This is a genomic window from Klebsiella sp. TF21-TM, assembly GCF_019753495.1.
Lineage (GTDB): Bacteria > Pseudomonadota > Gammaproteobacteria > Enterobacterales > Enterobacteriaceae > Klebsiella > Klebsiella quasipneumoniae.
This window is the reverse complement of record NZ_JAIJYL010000020.1, coordinates 74672-91760: the sequence shown is the minus strand read 5'-3', so window position 1 is coordinate 91760 and position 17089 is coordinate 74672. Positions and strand designations below refer to the sequence as shown.

The following is a 17089-nucleotide window of genomic DNA, read 5'->3' as shown; positions in this document are numbered from 1 at the left end:
CTGCTTAGGAGAAGATCATGGGTTTGTTTGATAAATTGAAATCTCTGGTTTCTGATGACAAGAAAGACACCGGAACTATTGAGATTGTTGCTCCCCTCTCCGGTGAGATCGTCAACATTGAAGACGTGCCGGATGTGGTTTTTGCGGAAAAAATTGTGGGCGATGGGATTGCCATCAAACCGACCGGCAACAAAATGGTCGCGCCGGTAGACGGTACCATTGGTAAAATTTTCGAAACCAACCATGCGTTCTCTATTGAATCTGATAGCGGCATCGAGCTGTTCGTTCACTTCGGTATTGATACCGTTGAACTGAAAGGCGAAGGCTTCAAGCGTATCGCTGAAGAAGGCCAGCGCGTGAAAGTCGGCGACCCGGTTATCGAATTCGATCTGCCGCTGCTGGAAGAGAAAGCCAAGTCGACCCTGACTCCGGTGGTTATCTCCAATATGGACGAGATCAAAGAGCTGATCAAACTGTCCGGTAGCGTGACCGTGGGTGAAACCCCGGTAATCCGCATCAAGAAGTAATATCTGCTGCATAAAAATGGCGCCGAAAGGCGCCATTTTTTTATATCGCGTGGGTCACCGGCTGATAGCATTTTTCGCGGGATAAGATACGCAATCCTTCCGGAGTGCTCTCCAGAATTCGCCGCTCGCTGTCAGAGACCAGCAGTTCACACTGATATCCACCGGCCAGGCCGAACAGCGACCGCGCCACGCAGGCATCCTCCAGCGCCGCCTCCCCTGAAGTATCAAAATGACCAACAATGCGTCCCTGCTGACGGATTACTAATCGATAGCTTTTCATCTCTGTTTCTCCAGCGGAGGCAGGATCAGTTCGTCACATCCCTGCGCGGCAGTCCAGTTCATCACCTCCAGCACGCGCTGGGCGGCTGCCTCCGTCGCAGCACCCAGCGCCAGGCCGGAAAGCAACCCGCTCACCAGCTCGGCGCAGAACAGATCGCCGGTACCCTTTAAATCCGTCTCCACCCGCGGGTGAACCACCACCTCCACCGCATCGGCCGTCACCACCAGCACATTGATCGTCGAATCAGCCTCTCCCGGCGCGCTGGTGATCACCACCCATTTGAGGCTGTCCGACAGCAGGCTACGCGCCGCGGCGACCGCCTCCGGCTGATTGCGACAGCGCTGGCCGCTCAGCGTCTCCAGCTCAAACAGATTAGGGGTGATCCCTTGCGCCAGCGGCAGCAGGTGCTGACGATAGGCGTCCGGGATCTCGGCCTTGACGTAGATGCCGCTGTCGACATCGCCAATCACCGGATCCACCAGAATACAGAGATCGGGATGGCGGTCGCGGACCCGCGTCAGCCACTGCGCCAGACGTTCAATTTGCACGGCGTTGCCCATATAACCGGTGGTCACCGCACGCAGTTCGCGCAACGCGTCGCGCTCCTCCAGCGCCTGCAGGTACCCGACAAACCACTCCTCCGGGATAATGCCGCCATAGAACGTCTCATAATGGGGCGTATTGCTGAACAGCACCGTCGGCACCGCCAGCACGCGCAGACCGTGCTGTTTAATCGCCGGTACCGCGATGCTGTTGCCGACGCTGCCGTAGACTACCTGCGACTGCACGGCGACGATATCGACTTCCGACGCCCGGCTTTTGTCGTGAAAGAGCACTGATTGTATGTCATCTTGCTGGCCCATCTTTTCTCCCCCCGCTGGACAGCGGGTCACGCTCTGATTATGATTCGTCCTATGCTAAATTTCATTTTGTCATAGGTCAATAATGTTTGCCGGAAAAACCGCCAGCGATATCTTCGATCATATCCGCCATCTGGTGCAGAGCGGTGGCTTGCAGCCCGGAGAGGTTCTGCCGCCGGTCCGCGAGCTCGCCAGCCAGCTTGCGGTGAATCGCAATACCGTCGCCGCCGCCTATAAACGGCTGGTCACCTCCGGGCTGGCCGTCAGCCAGGGACGAAACGGCACAGCTATCAAAGCCCGGGATCCGCTGCCAGCGCTGGAAGGCGGTGACCCCACGACGCCGCTGAACGATCTTTCCAGCGGCAATCCGGACCCCGCCAGGCTGCCTGATTTACCACGCTATCTGGGCCAAATTGCCCGCACGCCCCGCCTGTATGGCGATGCCCCCATCGAGCCGCGGCTAGGAGAATGGGCTGAGGCATGGTTTGCCAGGGAGATAACCGTTCCCTTTGCCCTGAATCTCGCCAGCGGGGCGATTGACGCGCTGGAGCGTCTGCTGTGCGCCTTGCTGCTCCCCGGCGACGGCGTGGTGGTTGAAGATCCCTGTTTTCTCAGCAGCATCAATATGGTGCGTTACGCTGGCTTTACCCCCTGCCCGGTGGCGGTGGATGCCGAGGGGATGGATCCAGACGGGCTGGAGGAGGCGTTACGCAACGGCGCGCGGGCGGTGATCTTGACCCCGCGCGCGCACAATCCTACCGGCTGTAGCCTGACGGAAACCCGGGCGCATGCCCTGCGGGAGGTGCTGGCCCGCTATCCGCAGGTGCTGGCGATCGTCGATGACCATTTTGCCCTGCTGTCGGCCACGCCCTGGTTTTCTCCTCTGCCAGCGAGCACCCAACGCTGGGCGGTGGTGCGTTCGATGTCAAAAACCCTCGGGCCAGACCTGCGGCTGGCTTTTATCGCCAGCGATGTCGACACCTCCTCCGCGCTGCGTCTGCGGCTTAACGCCGGCAGCCAGTGGGTCAGCCATCTGCTGCAGGATCTGACGCTGGCCTGTCTCACCGATAAGGCGTTTATCGCCTCGATGACGGAGACCCGCCGTCACTATCGGCAACAGAATGAGAAACTGGCGGCAGCGCTGGCCCGGCACGGCGACAGTCATGCTGCGCCTGGCGATGGCCTCAATTTCTGGCTGCCGCTGCCAACGGCGAGCCAACCCTACGCCTTACGCCTGGCCCGGGCCGGCTGGCTGGTCCGCGAGGGGGAGGTGTTTGGCATCAGTACGCCCTCCCACGGGCTACGCCTGTCGCTGGGTCGCCTGAGCGATGCTGAAATTGCCCGCCTGGCGGCCGATATAGCCCAGGTGTTAGACGCCCCCTGACGCAGGCAGTGCGCCGAACGCATCGGGGAGGGATGGCAGCTGTCGACAACTTACTGAAAAATTAAACGAAAACAGGCGTAGTCTTACCTGCATGACCGGAACGTCGAGACGGATACAACGCTCTCGGTGGCTGACAAATCGCTCACAATAAGGAGCACCAGAGATGCATCACATTGACCTGACGCTAAAAACAGTCATTGAGGCCTGCGACCGCGCTATCTCGCAGGAAGATTACGATACCCTGATGGGCTATTACGCGGAAGACGCCGCGCTGGTCGTCAAACCGGGCATGGTGGTCAGAGGGAAAGAGAATATCCGCAAAGCGTTTATCGCCATTGCCGACTATTTCCAGCACCGGCTGATAGTGACTCAGGGGAAAATGGAGGTCATCGAGGGCGGCGGCAATGCGCTGGTGATTATGGAGACCCGGCTGGATATCCCGACGGCACAGGGGATAACACAGGTTACGCGACGCGCAACCTATGTCTTTCAGAAGCAGGGCGAGCGCTGGCTGTGCACCGTCGATAACTCCTACGGCACCGACCTGCTCGATGATTAAATACCCGCTCCCTGGCTAAAGTGTTCCTCGCCGAACACGCCGGTGGAGAGGTAGCGATCGCCGCGATCGCAGACGATCGCCACCACCACCGCGCCTGGATTTTCACGAGCGATACGTAACGCCCCGGCTACCGCGCCGCCAGAGCTGACGCCGCAGAAAATGCCTTCCTGTACCGCCAGCTGACGCATGGTGTTCTCGGCATCCTGCTGATGAATATCCAGCACCGCATCCACCAGCGAAGCGTTAAAGATCCCCGGCATATACTCTGCCGGCCAGCGGCGTATCCCGGGAATACTGCTGCCCTCCTCCGGCTGCAGGCCGACAATGGTCACCGGTTTACTCTGTTCGCGCAGAAAACGTGACACGCCGGTAATGGTGCCGGTGGTCCCCATACTGGAGACAAAGTGGGTGATACGCCCCGCGGTCTGCTGCCAGATTTCCGGCCCGGTGGTAGTGTAGTGGGCGTAGGGGTTGTCCGGGTTGTTGAACTGATCGAGCAGTTTGCCCTCCCCGCGCTGAGCCATCTCCAGGGCCAGGTCGCGGGCCCCCTCCATCCCCTGCTCTTTGGTGACCAGGATCAGCTCGGCGCCATAGGCGCGCATCGCGGCCCGGCGCTCCTGGCTCATGTTATCGGGCATCAGCAGCTTCATCCGGTAGCCTTTCAGCGCGGCGATCATCGCCAGCGCGATACCGGTGTTGCCGCTGGTCGCTTCAATTAGCACGTCGCCGGGCTGAATTTCGCCCCGCTTTTCCGCTTCAACGATCATCGACAGCGCAGCGCGATCTTTCACCGAACCGGCTGGATTATTGCCTTCAAGTTTGACCCAGATTTCGCTGCCATTGTCCGGCCCCAGACGCTGAAGCCTGACCAGAGGGGTATTGCCGATGGTGTGTTCGAGTGTATTCACGATTTTTACTCAATAAAAAAGCCGGGCGGCGCTTCGCTTACCCGGCCTACCAGACGCATGATAATTCCAGACCGGGTAAGCACAGCGTCACCCGGCAAAAGCACATGGATTTAAGCTATCAGGCCGACTGCGCCAGAGCAAGCTCGCCGCGCGGTTCGATACGCTCGGAACCGTTGTACAGGCGCGCGTTTTGCAGCCCGACGAACAGCCGTTCTCCGCGGGACGGCGCCTCATCGCCCGTTAACACTACGCTCAGCGGTTCGTCATACCACCCCAGAGGCTGGACGACTAATTGGGTGTAGTGGCCTTTCGGGCTGGCCTCCAGGACCTGCACCGGCAGCGGCGAATCCAGGCTGGTTCGGCGGCTGATGTCCACTTCCCACGGACGCAGGAACAGATCCACCGGCCCCTGGTAAGCCGGGGTATAGCCTAACGGCCAGCGGTGAGCGCCAACGTGGAACTGTCCGCCGCGGATAACCCCCTGCAGGCGATTCACTTCCCCCATGAACTCCAGCACGAAGCGGGTCGACGGCTCACGCCACACGCGTTCAGGCGCATCGGCCTGTTCGATGTTGCCCTGGCTCATCACCACCACCCGGTCGGCAACTTCCATCGCCTCTTCCTGATCGTGGGTGACGAACACGCTGGTAAATTTCAGCTCTTCATGCAGCTGACGCAGCCAGCGGCGCAGCTCTTTACGCACCTGCGCATCCAGCGCGCCGAAAGGTTCATCCAGCAGCAGAATTTGCGGCTCTACCGCCAGGGCGCGCGCCAGCGCCACGCGCTGTTTCTGACCACCGGACAGCTGCGCCGGATAGCGATCCGCCAGGTGAGCCAGTTGCACCATCTCCAGCAGTTTGGTCACTTTGGCTTTAATCGCCGCGGCGTTGGGTCGTTCGCGGCGCGGCAGCACGGTCAGGCCAAAGGCGATGTTATCGAACACCGTCATATGGCGGAACAGCGCATAGTGCTGGAAGACGAAGCCCACTTTACGGTCGCGGGCGTGCATCCGGCTGACGTCGGTACCGTGGAAGCGGATATGACCGCTGGTCTGATGCTCCAGCCCGGCGATAATCCGCAGCAGGGTCGTTTTCCCGGAGCCGGAAGGCCCCAGCAGCGCAACCATTTGTCCGGAAGGGATATCCAGCGAGATATCATTCAGCACCTGGGTGCGACCAAACGATTTCTTAATATTGGCAATCTCAATGCTCATGATTTCCCTCCTGTTGCGCGCGTTTTTCCTGATTGGCCAGACGCCATTGCAACATACTCTTTAAAAACAGGGTCAGAATAGCCATTAACGTCAGCAGGGCCGCGGCGGTAAACGAGCCGACGGTGTTGTAATCCTGCTCCAGTAATTCAATTTGCAGCGGCAGCGACAGCGTTTCTCCGCGGATCGAACCGGAGACCACCGACACCGCGCCGAATTCGCCGATGGCGCGGGCGTTGGTCAACACCACGCCGTACAGCAGCGCCCAGCGAATATTGGGCAGCGTCACCCGGCGGAACATCTGCCAGCCGGAAGCGCCCAGCAAGACCGCCGCCTCATCTTCATGACTGCCCTGACTCATCATCACCGGCACCAGCTCACGCACCACAAACGGACAGGTGACAAAGATCGTCGCCAGCACCATGCCCGGCCAGGCGAACATGATTTGCAGGTTATGCGCATCAAGCCAGCCGCCCAGCGGACCGTTAGAGCCGTAGAACAGCAGATAAACCAGACCGGCTACCACCGGCGAGACAGCGAACGGGATATCCAGCATCGTCAATAGCAGCTGGCGTCCCGGGAACGTAAAGCGCGTGACCAGCCAGGCCAGCAAGGTCCCGAACACCAGGTTCACCGGCACGGTAATCAAGGCAATCATCACCGTCAGCCAGATGGCGTGGAGCATGTCCGGATTGGCCAGGTTTTCCAGCACCGGCATTAACCCTTTGCTGAAGGCCTGGATAAAGATGTAAAGCATCGGCACCACGAGGATGAAGGCGGAGACCAGCATCCCGACGCCAATCAGAAACCATTTTCCCCAGTTGATGCGGGGCGCGTCGTAGCGTTTCAATTGAGTAACTTCCGCCATTAGTGACCTACCACGCGTCGACCAAAGCGACTCTGCAGGGTATTGATGGAAAACAGCAGCAGCAGTGAGGCGGCCAGGATCACCGAGGCGATGGCGCTCGCCGCCGGATAGTCAAACTCCTGCAGTCGAATAAAGATCATCAGCGACGTCACTTCCGTCTTCCACGCGATGTTGCCGGCGATAAAAATCACCGCGCCAAATTCGCCGAGGCTGCGGGTAAACGACAGGGCAATGCCCGCCAGCAGCGCTGGCGACAGCTCCGGCAGCACCACCTTGCGGAAGCTCTGCCAGCGCGTAGCGCCCAGCGTTTCCGCTGCTTCTTCATATTCCGGTCCCAGCTCTTCCAGCACCGGCTGCACGGTACGTACCACGAAGGGGATGCTGGTGAACGCCATCGCCACGGCGATACCGAGCCAGGTATAGGTCACTTTAATATCGAACTTCGCCAGCCATTCCCCGTAAATGCCGTTAACCGAAAACAGCGAAGCCAGGGTCAGGCCGGCCACCGCCGTCGGCAGCGCAAACGGCAGATCCATTAAGGCATCCAGCAGCGTGCGGCCCGGAAAACGATAGCGGGTAAGGATCCACGCCATCAGCAGGCCGAAGACGCCGTTAAAAATCGAGGCCACGAACGCCGACAGCAGCGTCACCTTATAGGCCGCCACCACCTGCGGGTTGGTGATCACATCCCAGTACTGCGCCCAGCTCATCTGCGCCAGCTGCATCACCAGCGCGCTGAGCGGTAATAACAGAATCAGACAGACAAACAGCAGGCTGGTGCCGAGGCTCAGGGTAAAGCCCGGCAGCACGCGCTTGGACGACACAGCAAACATTACTTACGCCCCGCCGCCAGCAGTTTGTCCAGTTCGCCGCCGCTGGCGAAGTGGGTCTTCATCACCTCAGGCCAGGAGCCAAACTTGTCCTCCACGCGGAACAGTTCGGTCTGCGGGAATTTATCCTTCAGCGAATCCATCACTTTCGGGTTGTTTACCCGATAGTAGTAGTCGGTAATGATGGTCTGCGCCTGCGGACTGTAGAGCCAGTTCAGGTAGGCCTTCGCCGCCTTTTCCGTGCCGTTGGCTTTGACGTTTTTATCCACCCAGGCCACCGGGAACTCCGCCAGAATGTTGGTTTTCGGGATCACCACTTCAAATCCCTGCGCCTCATACTGCTTGCGAATATTGTTCACTTCCGACTCGAAGCTGATCAGCACATCGCCCAGGCCGCGCTCAGCGAAGGTGGTGGTCGCCCCGCGTCCGCCGGTGTCGAAGACTTCGACGTTCTTCAGGAACTGGGTCATAAACTGTTCGGTTTTGGCTTTATCGCCGCCGTCGGCTTTATCCGCCGCGCCCCAGGCCGCCAGGTAGGTGTACCGCGCGTTGCCCGAGGTTTTCGGGTTCGGGAAGATCAGCTTAACGTCAGAGCGGACCAGGTCATTCCAGTCATGAATGTTTTTCGGGTTGCCTTTGCGCACCAGGAAGCCCATCGTCGAATAGAACGGCGAGCTGTTGTTCGGCAGGCGGCTTTGCCAGTCGGCCGGGATCAGGTTGCCTTTGTCATGCAGGATCTGCACGTCCGTCACCTGGTTGTAGGTCACCACGTCCGCCTTCAGGCCCTGCAGGATCGCCAGCGCCTGCTTGGACGAGCCAGCGTGCGACTGCTTGATGGTCAGCTTGTCCCCGCCATTGTCCTTCGCCCACTGCTGCTCAAAAGGCGGGTTAAGGGCGGCAAACAGCTCGCGGGAGACATCATAGGAGCTGTTCAGCAGCTCCGTCGCCTGCGCCTGCGCCACCAGCAGCATGGAAGCCGCCAGCGCCAGATATCCTTTTTTCAGTGATTTAACGGCCATTGCGCACCCTTATCAAAAATGATCATTTACTGATGATCATCATATTTATAACGGGTACGAAAGGAGTAACGGTTTTATATACCGTTTGGCGATTTGGAAGTCGAAAAGGGAATAAGCACCTGGCAAAGCTTAGCTGAAAGCGGCTGGCAAATAAGGTGATGAAATCGGACGAGGGGCGAACAGCGTGGCACACTTTGTTAATGGAAAACAGCACAAATGACGCCCGGCAGTTGCGCCGCCACCTGACGCCGCAGGAGCGCCGCCTGTGGCACCAGCTGCGCGATCGCCGTTTTGCCAGCTACAAGTTTCGCCGCCAGCATCCCGCTGGACCCTATATTCAAGATTTCGCCTGGTGATTGAGTTCGCCGGCGACCAGGATGACAGCCGGACTGAATACGATGCCCGGCGCACAACATGGCTTAAGCAGCAAGGCTGGACCGTTTTACGCTTCTGGAATATCGAGTATGACCGGAACGAAACCGGCGTGCTGCAGGTGATCCTGCGCACGCACGAGGAACTCTCCCCCTCACCCCGGCGCTCTCCCTCAGGGAGAGGGTTAGGGTGAGGGGAAAGCATTACAGCGCCTGAATACGCTCCAGGGACGGCGCGAAGTAATAGCCGCCGGTCACCGGTTTGGTGAAGCGCAGCATCGCGTCGCGTTTGCCGTCGGTATCGCCGAACATGCTCAGCAGCTGCTGCTCGATGTTGTACAGACGCGCGCAGTAGGCGCAAAAATAGAGGCCATGGGTACCGCTGGCGGTGCCATACGGCAGGCTCTGGCGGACGATTTTCAGCCCTTTGCCATCTTCTTTTAAGTCAACGCGGCTCAGGTGAGACGTGACCGGACGTGCGTCGCCATCGATCTCTTCGTTGGCTTCCTTGGTGCGGCCAATCATCATCTCCTGATCCGGCACGCTCATGCGGTTCAGCTGTTTGAGATTATGCTCCCAGCGCTGGACGAATACGTAGCTGCCGCCCGCATCCACGCCGTCTTTGATCACCGCCACTTCACGACGGGTTTCTTCCCCCGCCGGGTTTTCGGTGCCGTCGACGAAGCCGCTGAGGTCACGCTCTTCCACCCAGCGGAAGCCGTGGATCTCTTCTTTCACCTCGATAGCGTCGCCAAAGGCGGCCAGCGCGGCCTGCGCCACCGAGAAGTTCACTTCATGGCGGGCGGATAAAATATGAATCAGCAGGTCATACTGGGTGGATGGCGCCAGCCCTTTGCCGTAGACCGGAAAATCTTTTAACTCCTCCGCCCCTTCGCCGCCGCTCAGCTGACGCCAGACGGTATTGCCGAACGCCACCACCGCACCGAGTTTAGCGTCGGGGAATTTAGCCTGGAAGGTGGCCACGTTATCGACAAAATTTTTGCTCGCTTCGCGCAGGGCGTTAACGTCCCCTTTGATATTGGCTTCAATCCAAATCGCCGCGCGGCAATGTTCCGGCAAAATGCCGCTCTGAACCTGAGACATCGCTCCTCCTGAAATGATGCAACTACAACGCTGTCGCGTTGCTAACGCGCCATTGTAACCGTTTTTCAGGGCCGTCGTGTCTCTTCAGATCAATTTAGCGACGCCAGATAATTTTGCTGACCTTCCAGTTTTTCAGCGTATCGTCGGAGGGCATCAGCTCCTCCGGGCCGCTCCAGTGACCGGTGAAGGCGTAACTGATGTGCTGGCTCCCCTCGGCCTGACACTCGACGACCGCGCCATTGTCATTGCTGGCTTTCTGGCAGTTGCCGAAGGCTTTGCTGTACAGGTCGCTGAACGGTGTGCCGATTTTCACGCCGCTGGCGGTTTTGATTTCGGCATCGCGGACGTCAATCCGGCTGATGGCGCCGTTGTCGCCATTGATGGTCAGCGCCACGCTGTTGTCTTTCAGCGCTTCAAAGTAGTGGACGATATTCCCCTTATCGGTCTTCATTCCGCTGCGCAAACGGTAGTCGCTCCCCAGCGCATCGCTAATGGCCTGTTCGTTGAGCGGCGTGGACGCCGTCAGTTTCCCCACCCCCTGCTCGGTCACCTCGGTGGAAGAACCAAACCAGTTCCACGGATAGGCCGCCGACCAGTTGACCGCGCTCATCGTTGAGCAGCCGGTCAGCGCCAGCGGAAGCGCGCAGAGCATTACACGTAGCGATTTCATATCACAATCCTTTCTGAGTCATTCAACGCATGTTGGAGTTCACGATCGGCAAAAAGTGCCATTAAAAGGTGGTCTGGCGAAAACAGGCGCCGAGGCGACGGCTGGTCGCCAGCCACCACAGGGCATACCCATCCGCCGCCAGCAGTCCGATGGTCAGCGAGGAAGGAGATTCGCCGCTCAGCCATAGCATCGGCTGCCACAGCAACAGCAGCACTTGCGATAACACCAGCAGCCAGCGCATCGCCCGCCACAGGCGCGGCAGGCGCTGACGATAGCCGCTAAGCAGAAAGGCCAGCACCGCCGGCACGCCGGGGAGTAGACCGAGCCAGAAGCGGTCGTGATCGGGATAGAACAGATTTAGAATCGCGTCGCCCTGCTGACGCGACGCGCCGGCCATCAAGAACAGCACCCAGGTGCGGGCCTGTAACAACAGCACGCACCAGAAAAGGAAAGGCAGACGCAGACGGCCATGGGCATCAAAATCGGCGGAGATAAACTCAGTATTCTTCATCTTCAATCAGGCGTTTGCCCAGGGTCAGGACATCGGCGTACTCATAGCCCAGCCGCTCGTACATCCCCTGCACCACGTCGTTGTCCTCGCGGACCATAATATTGATTTTCGGGCAGCCGCGAGCAATCAGCTTTTTCTCCAGACGGTTGAGCAGCGCGTTCGCGATCCCCCGACCGCGATATTCAGGATGGACGCCCAGATAGTAGGCCGACCCGCGATGGCCGTCATATCCGCCCATCACCGTACCGACAACTTCGCCGTTCACTTCCGCCACCAGAAACAGGCTGACATCGTGATTCAGCTTGCGCTCAATATCCATCTCCGGATCGTTCCAGGGACGCAGCAGATCGCAACGCTCCCACAGCGTCACAACCTCTTCGAAATCCTGCTGGCGAAAAACGCGAATCTCCATGGTATTCCCCACCATTGACGGTTAAAAACAGTGATTATGGCGCGAATATGACTGATAGCCAATATCAGGCGAAATCAGCGACAAAAAATGGCATAATATGACTTTGTCATGTATTGAAATGAAAAGTAAAACAATTCTTATTTTGAATGGTCGTAACGGCAAACGCGATACGATATAACATTGGACATCACTTGTTTACAATTCAGGCCGAATGAGCACTTTTAAACCCTTAAAAATACTTGCTTCGCGCCGTCAGGTGCTGAAAGCCGGGCTGGCTGCCATGACGCTGAGCGGCGTCACTGCACAGGTCAGCGCAAAAGAGCAGCCACTGAAAACATCAAATGGACACAGCAAACCCGCCGCCAAAAAGGCCGGCGCTCGCCGCATTGTGATGCTCGACCCGGGCCACGGCGGCATCGACACCGGGGCTATCGGCCATAATGGCTCGAAAGAGAAGCATGTGGTGCTGGCGATCGCTAAGAACGTGCGCAGCATCTTGCGCAGCAACGGCATTGACGCCCGCCTGACCCGCACCGGCGATACCTTTATCCCGCTGTATGACCGCGTGGAGATTGCCCATCAGCACGGCGCCGATCTGTTTATGTCGATCCACGCCGATGGCTTCACCAACCCGAGCGCTGCCGGCGCCTCGGTGTTCGCTCTGTCAAACCGCGGCGCCAGTAGCGCCATGGCGAAATACCTCTCCGATCGCGAAAACCGCGCCGACGAGGTCGCCGGTAAGAAAGCGACGGATAAAGACCATCTGCTGCAGCAGGTGCTGTTCGATCTGGTACAGACCGACACCATTAAAAACAGCCTGACGCTGGGCTCGCATATCCTGAAAAAGATCAAGCCGGTGCATAAGCTGCACAGCCGCAATACCGAACAGGCGGCGTTCGTGGTGCTGAAGTCGCCGTCCATACCGTCCGTGCTGGTGGAAACCTCGTTCATTACGAACCCGAATGAGGAAAAACTGCTCGGCACCACCGCCTTCCGGCAGAAAATCGCCACCGCGATTGCCAACGGCATTATCAGCTATTTCCACTGGTTCGATAACCAGAAAGCCCATTCGAAGAGACGTTAATGAAACCCGATGCCGCGCAGGTTAAAACTTTTCTGCTCCAGCTGCAGGACAGCCTCTGTCAGCAGCTAAGCGCCGTGGATGGCGCGCCGTTTATTGAAGACGCCTGGCAGCGGGAAGGCGGCGGCGGCGGACGCAGCCGGGTGCTGCGCGACGGCAATGTGTTCGAGCAGGCGGGGGTCAACTTTTCCCATGTCCATGGCGACGCCATGCCAGCCTCCGCCACCGCCCACCGCCCGGAGCTGGCCGGACGCAGCTTTGAAGCCATGGGCGTCTCGCTGGTGGTCCATCCGCTGAACCCCTATGTGCCCACCAGCCACGCCAACGTGCGGTTCTTTATTGCCGAAAAGCCTGGCGCCGAGCCGGTGTGGTGGTTCGGCGGCGGCTTTGATTTAACCCCCTACTACGGCTTTGAAGAGGATGCCGTCCACTGGCATCGTACCGCCCGCGATCTGTGTCTGCCGTTCGGCGAAGCCGTCTATCCGCGCTATAAAAAATGGTGCGATGATTATTTCTATCTGAAGCACCGCCAGGAACAGCGCGGGATTGGCGGTCTGTTCTTTGACGACCTGAACACCCCGGATTTTGACCACTGCTTCGCCTTTATGCAGGCAGTGGGTAACGGTTACGCTGACGCCTATTTACCCATCGTCGAACGCCGAAAAGCCACGCCGTACGGCGAGCGTGAGCGCCATTTTCAGCTCTATCGCCGCGGCCGCTACGTCGAATTCAATCTGGTCTGGGACCGTGGCACCCTGTTCGGTCTGCAGACCGGCGGTAGGACGGAATCTATTCTGATGTCGATGCCGCCGCTGGTGCGCTGGGAATATGATTACCAGCCGGAGGCCGGCAGCCCTGAGGCGGCGCTGAACGAGTTTATTAAAGTGAAAGCCTGGATCTGAGCGACGCCAAATCAGACCAAAAAGCCCCGGAGTACCGGGGCTTTTTTATGACATTTACAGCGGTTCGGTTTGCGCTTCGACAACCGCCAGCGCCACCATATTCACGATGCGACGCACAGAGGCGATCGGCGTCAGGATATGCACCGGCTTCGCTACCCCCATCAGCACCGGCCCGACGGTGACCCCTTCCGAACTGGAGACGCGCAGCAGGTTATAGCTGATCCGGGCGGCTTCCATATTCGGCATCACCAGAATATTGGCCGACCCCTTCAGCGGGCTGTCCGGCATGCGATCGTTGCGAATGCTTTCCACCAGCGCGGCGTCGCCATGCATTTCGCCATCGATCATCAGCTCCGGCGCGCGCGCCTTCACCAGCTCAAGGGTTCTGCGCATCTTGCTGGCGGACGGGCAGTCGGCAGAGCCAAAGTTGGAATGCGACAGCAACGCCACCCGCGGTTCGATACCAAAGCGACGCACGCTTTCCGCCGCCATCAGGGTGATCTCCGCCAGCTCTTCCGGCGATGGATCGTGATTGACATAGGTGTCAGCGATAAAGGTGTTGCCGCTCGGCAGCAGCAGCGCGTTCATCGCCCCGGCGGTGCTGACGCCGTCGCGATAGCCGAACAGCGGCTGCACCACGCGGTAGTGGTCGTGGTACTCGCCAATGGTGCCGCAGATCATCGCATCCGCTTCGCCACGGTGAACCATGATGGCGCCAATCACCGTGGTGTTGCTAATCACCGCCCGCTGCGCCTGCTCCTGGGTAATGCCGCGGCGTTTCATCAGCTGGTAGTACTCGCTCCAGTACTCTTTAAACCGTGGGTCGGATTCATTATTGACGATCTCGAAGTCAACGCCGGCCTTGATCTGCAGGCCCAGCTTCTGGATGCGCATTTCAATCACGCTCGGGCGCCCCACCAGAATCGGTTTGGCCAGCCCCAGCGACACCAGCTCCTGGGTGGCGTGCAGCACCCGGGTCTCCTCCCCTTCCGCCAGCACCACGCGCTTCGGCTCTTTGCGTGCTTGAGAGAAGATAGGCTTCATAAACAGGTTGGTCTTATAGACGAACTCGCTCAGCTTCTCGATATAGGCGTCAAAATCGGCGATCGGGCGCGTCGCCACGCCGGAGTCCATCGCCGCCTTCGCCACCGCGGGGGCGATCTTGACGATAAGCCGCGGATCGAACGGTTTCGGAATAATGTAGTCCGGGCCAAAGCTTAAATCCTGATCGCCGTAGGCGGAGGCCACCACTTCGCTCTGCTCGGCGTGGGCCAGCTCGGCAATGGCATGCACCGCCGCCAGCTTCATCTCTTCGTTGATCGCCGTCGCGCCGACGTCCAGCGCGCCGCGGAAGATGAACGGGAAGCAGAGGACGTTGTTGACCTGGTTAGGGTAGTCGGAGCGGCCGGTGCAGATGATGGCGTCATCGCGGACCTGCTTCGCCAGCGGCGGCAGAATTTCCGGCTCCGGGTTGGCCAGGGCGAGGATCAGCGGCGCGCGCGCCATCTTCTTCACCATCTCCGGGGTCAGCACTTTCGGACCGGAGCAGCCGAGGAAAATGTCCGCGCCGTCGATCACGTCATCGAGGGTGCGTTTGCCGTCGTCTTCCACTGCGTAGGCCGCTTTGGTTTCCGCCATGTTCGGCTCACGATCCTTATAGATAACGCCTTTCGAATCGCAGACCACGATGTTGTGCTTTTGCATCCCCAGCGCCACCAGCAGGTTCATGCAGGCGATAGCCGCCGCCCCCGCGCCGGAGACCACCATCCGCACGTCGGACAGATTCTTCTCAACGACGCGCAGGCCGTTGAGGATCGCCGCGGTGCTGATGATCGCCGTGCCGTGCTGATCGTCATGGAACACCGGAATATTCATCCGCTCGCGCAGCTGCTGCTCAATGTAGAAACACTCCGGCGCTTTAATATCTTCGAGGTTGATGCCGCCGAAGGTCGGCTCAAGGGCGGCGACGACGTTAATGAATTTGTCCGGGTCCAGCTCATCGACTTCGATATCAAACACATCGATGCCGGCAAATTTCTTAAACAGGACGCCTTTGCCCTCCATTACCGGTTTGCCGGCCAGGGCGCCGATGTTGCCAAGCCCCAGCACCGCGGTGCCGTTGGAGACGACCGCCACCAGGTTGCCGCGGGCGGTATATTTGTAGGCCGCCAGCGGATCTTTTTCGATTTCCAGACAGGGGGCCGCGACGCCCGGCGAGTAGGCCAGCGCCAGATCGCGCTGGGTAGCGAGAGGTTTGGTCGGCGAGACCTGGATTTTTCCGGGAACCGGAAATTCGTGGAAGTCGAGGGCGCTCTGTTTTAACTGCTCATCCATTTTATATTCCTTTCTTTCACGTATCGTTCGTAGGGAAAAAGCGTGATGACCATCCTGTCGTTCACCTTTCAGTGGCAGACAGTATCCCTCCTGGCGGGGCGATAAACTTTGAACACCGCCAAACTCTGGCCATCGCTATGATCTGGTTGTTATCAATTTATAGCGGTTATGTTACCCGGATTCGCCGCCAATAATAGCCCCGTCTGCTATGCTTTTTGGTTATGTACCTCATCAATATTTATACCGCATACCGGCAAGCACTCATGTAACACCTTGTTCCAGGAGGACTTATCCATGAATCAGCTAGACAGTATTAAGCAGTTCACCACCGTGGTCGCCGACAGCGGCGACATCGAATCCATCCGCCACTACCATCCGGAAGATGCCACCACCAACCCCTCCCTGCTGCTGAAAGCCGCCGGGCTGGCGTCCTATAGCGGACTCATCGACGACGCGATCGCCTGGGCCAAAAAGCAAGGAGGCAGCCGCGAAGCGCAGGTAACTCACGCCTGCGATAAGCTGGCGGTCAATTTTGGCGCGGAGATCCTCAAAAGCATTCCTGGCCGTGTCTCCACCGAGGTGGACGCCCGGCTCTCCTTCAACCGGGAGAAGAGTATCGAGAAGGCGCGCCATCTGGTGGCGCTGTATCAGGAGATGGGCATTGATAAGTCACGGATCCTGATCAAGCTGGCCTCCACCTGGGAGGGGATCCGCGCCGCCGAAACGCTGGAAAAAGAGGGGATCCACTGCAACCTGACGCTGCTGTTTTCCTTCGCCCAGGCCCGGGCCTGCGCCGAAGCCGGTGTCTATCTGATCTCCCCTTTCGTCGGGCGTATTTATGACTGGTATCAGGCGCGCAAACCGCTGGATCCTTACGTGGTTGAGGAAGATCCAGGAGTGAAATCCGTGCGCAATATCTATGACTACTTCAAACAGCATAAATACAACACCATCGTGATGGGCGCCAGCTTCCGCCGCACCGAGCAGATCCTCGCCCTGGTCGGCTGCGACCGCCTGACCATCGCCCCGCCTTTATTAAAAGAGCTGCAGGCCAGCGACGCCCCGGTGGTGCGCAAACTGATCCCTGCCAGCCAGATCCTGCCGCGCCCGGTGCCGCTCAGCGAGGCGGAGTTCCGCTGGGAACATAATCAGGATCCTATGGCGGTCGAAAAGCTGGCGGAGGGTATCCGCCTGTTCGCCGTCGATCAACGCAAACTGGAAGATCTGCTTGCCGCCAAACTGTCACTTTAGTCTCACGG

General features: G+C 58.9%; 18 protein-coding genes and 1 pseudogene. 7 read left to right on the top strand and 12 right to left on the bottom strand.

Annotated elements, in window-relative coordinates; all coding sequences use genetic code 11:
• Positions 1-17: 17 nt before the first annotated feature.
• The gene (gene crr, locus K5R89_RS18560) at positions 18-527 is read left to right on the top strand and encodes a PTS glucose transporter subunit IIA (protein WP_000522253.1); all 510 of its coding nucleotides are present in this window, start codon (positions 18-20) and stop codon (positions 525-527) included.
• 40 nt (positions 528-567) lie between these two features.
• Here the strand turns inward: crr and K5R89_RS18555 are convergent, their stop codons facing one another.
• Positions 568-807, bottom strand: a complete 240-nt coding sequence (locus K5R89_RS18555) for a hypothetical protein (protein WP_044524307.1) — start codon at positions 805-807, stop codon at positions 568-570.
• Positions 804-1670, bottom strand: coding sequence for a pyridoxine/pyridoxal/pyridoxamine kinase (gene pdxK, locus K5R89_RS18550; RefSeq protein WP_023290594.1), 867 nt, complete (start codon positions 1668-1670; stop codon positions 804-806). Before pdxK ends, K5R89_RS18555 begins: the two co-directional genes overlap by 4 nt.
• A gap of 82 nt (positions 1671-1752) precedes the next feature.
• Here pdxK and ptsJ point away from each other — a divergent pair, with 82 nt between their 5' ends.
• Positions 1753-3051 carry a transcriptional regulator PtsJ gene (gene ptsJ / locus K5R89_RS18545; protein ID WP_217259530.1) on the top strand — a complete coding sequence of 433 codons (1299 nt, stop codon included), beginning with the start codon at positions 1753-1755 and terminating at the stop codon, positions 3049-3051.
• A gap of 163 nt (positions 3052-3214) precedes the next feature.
• Positions 3215-3610 (top strand): nuclear transport factor 2 family protein, encoded by a 396-nt coding sequence (locus K5R89_RS18540; RefSeq protein WP_023290596.1) that lies wholly within the window; start codon positions 3215-3217, stop codon positions 3608-3610.
• Here the strand turns inward: K5R89_RS18540 and cysM are convergent.
• The 5 genes from cysM to cysP all read right to left on the bottom strand — a co-directional run bounded on the left by cysM (position 3607) and on the right by cysP (position 8445).
• Positions 3607-4518, bottom strand: coding sequence for a cysteine synthase CysM (gene cysM / locus K5R89_RS18535; protein ID WP_044524311.1), 912 nt, complete (start codon positions 4516-4518; stop codon positions 3607-3609). The two genes, K5R89_RS18540 and cysM, sit on opposite strands and share 4 nt — an antisense overlap.
• 118 nt (positions 4519-4636) lie before the next feature.
• Positions 4637-5731, bottom strand: coding sequence for a sulfate/thiosulfate ABC transporter ATP-binding protein CysA (gene cysA, locus K5R89_RS18530; RefSeq protein ID WP_044524313.1), 1095 nt, complete (start codon positions 5729-5731; stop codon positions 4637-4639).
• On the bottom strand, positions 5721-6596 hold the full coding sequence (gene cysW, locus K5R89_RS18525) for a sulfate/thiosulfate ABC transporter permease CysW (RefSeq protein WP_004201990.1): 876 nt from the start codon (positions 6594-6596) through the stop codon (positions 5721-5723). Before cysW ends, cysA begins: the two co-directional genes overlap by 11 nt.
• A complete protein-coding gene (gene cysT / locus K5R89_RS18520; RefSeq protein ID WP_002913626.1) occupies positions 6596-7429 on the bottom strand; it encodes a sulfate/thiosulfate ABC transporter permease CysT in 834 nt (277 codons plus the stop codon). Before cysT ends, cysW begins: the two co-directional genes overlap by 1 nt.
• On the bottom strand, positions 7429-8445 hold the full coding sequence (gene cysP, locus K5R89_RS18515; protein WP_032444750.1) for a thiosulfate/sulfate ABC transporter substrate-binding protein CysP: 1017 nt from the start codon (positions 8443-8445) through the stop codon (positions 7429-7431). Before cysP ends, cysT begins: the two co-directional genes overlap by 1 nt.
• A 200-nt stretch (positions 8446-8645) precedes the next feature.
• On the opposite strand from cysP, the pseudogene K5R89_RS18510 reads away from it, so the two are divergent.
• A pseudogene (locus K5R89_RS18510) lies at positions 8646-9010 on the top strand (DUF559 domain-containing protein).
• 10 nt (positions 9011-9020) lie between these two features.
• Here the strand turns inward: K5R89_RS18510 and K5R89_RS18505 are convergent.
• The 4 genes from K5R89_RS18505 to K5R89_RS18490 all read right to left on the bottom strand — a co-directional run bounded on the left by K5R89_RS18505 (position 9021) and on the right by K5R89_RS18490 (position 11513).
• Complete coding sequence (locus K5R89_RS18505) at positions 9021-9920, bottom strand: Dyp-type peroxidase (RefSeq protein WP_048297987.1); 900 nt, start codon at positions 9918-9920, stop codon at positions 9021-9023.
• A 94-nt stretch (positions 9921-10014) separates the two neighbouring features.
• Positions 10015-10590, bottom strand: coding sequence for an RpoE-regulated lipoprotein (locus K5R89_RS18500; RefSeq protein ID WP_101989152.1), 576 nt, complete (start codon positions 10588-10590; stop codon positions 10015-10017).
• A gap of 61 nt (positions 10591-10651) precedes the next feature.
• Complete coding sequence (locus K5R89_RS18495) at positions 10652-11101, bottom strand: DUF2919 domain-containing protein (RefSeq protein WP_217259529.1); 450 nt, start codon at positions 11099-11101, stop codon at positions 10652-10654.
• Complete coding sequence (locus tag K5R89_RS18490; protein WP_002913637.1) at positions 11088-11513, bottom strand: GNAT family acetyltransferase; 426 nt, start codon at positions 11511-11513, stop codon at positions 11088-11090. The genes K5R89_RS18495 and K5R89_RS18490 overlap by 14 nt, the downstream gene beginning before the upstream one ends.
• 211 nt (positions 11514-11724) lie before the next feature.
• On the opposite strand from K5R89_RS18490, the gene amiA reads away from it, so the two are divergent.
• Both amiA and hemF read left to right on the top strand, forming a co-directional pair.
• Positions 11725-12597 carry an N-acetylmuramoyl-L-alanine amidase AmiA gene (gene amiA, locus K5R89_RS18485; RefSeq protein ID WP_004201984.1) on the top strand — a complete coding sequence of 291 codons (873 nt, stop codon included), beginning with the start codon at positions 11725-11727 and terminating at the stop codon, positions 12595-12597.
• The gene (gene hemF / locus K5R89_RS18480; protein WP_032453691.1) at positions 12597-13496 is read left to right on the top strand and encodes an oxygen-dependent coproporphyrinogen oxidase; all 900 of its coding nucleotides are present in this window, start codon (positions 12597-12599) and stop codon (positions 13494-13496) included. Before amiA ends, hemF begins: the two co-directional genes overlap by 1 nt.
• A 54-nt stretch (positions 13497-13550) precedes the next feature.
• Here hemF and maeB read toward each other — a convergent pair whose 3' ends face one another.
• On the bottom strand, positions 13551-15830 hold the full coding sequence (maeB, locus tag K5R89_RS18475) for an NADP-dependent oxaloacetate-decarboxylating malate dehydrogenase (protein ID WP_023290604.1): 2280 nt from the start codon (positions 15828-15830) through the stop codon (positions 13551-13553).
• 294 nt (positions 15831-16124) lie between these two features.
• Here maeB and tal point away from each other — a divergent pair, with 294 nt between their 5' ends.
• Entirely contained in the window at positions 16125-17081 is a 957-nt protein-coding gene (gene tal / locus K5R89_RS18470) for a transaldolase (RefSeq protein ID WP_023290605.1), read from the top strand.
• Positions 17082-17089: the final 8 nt, after the last annotated feature.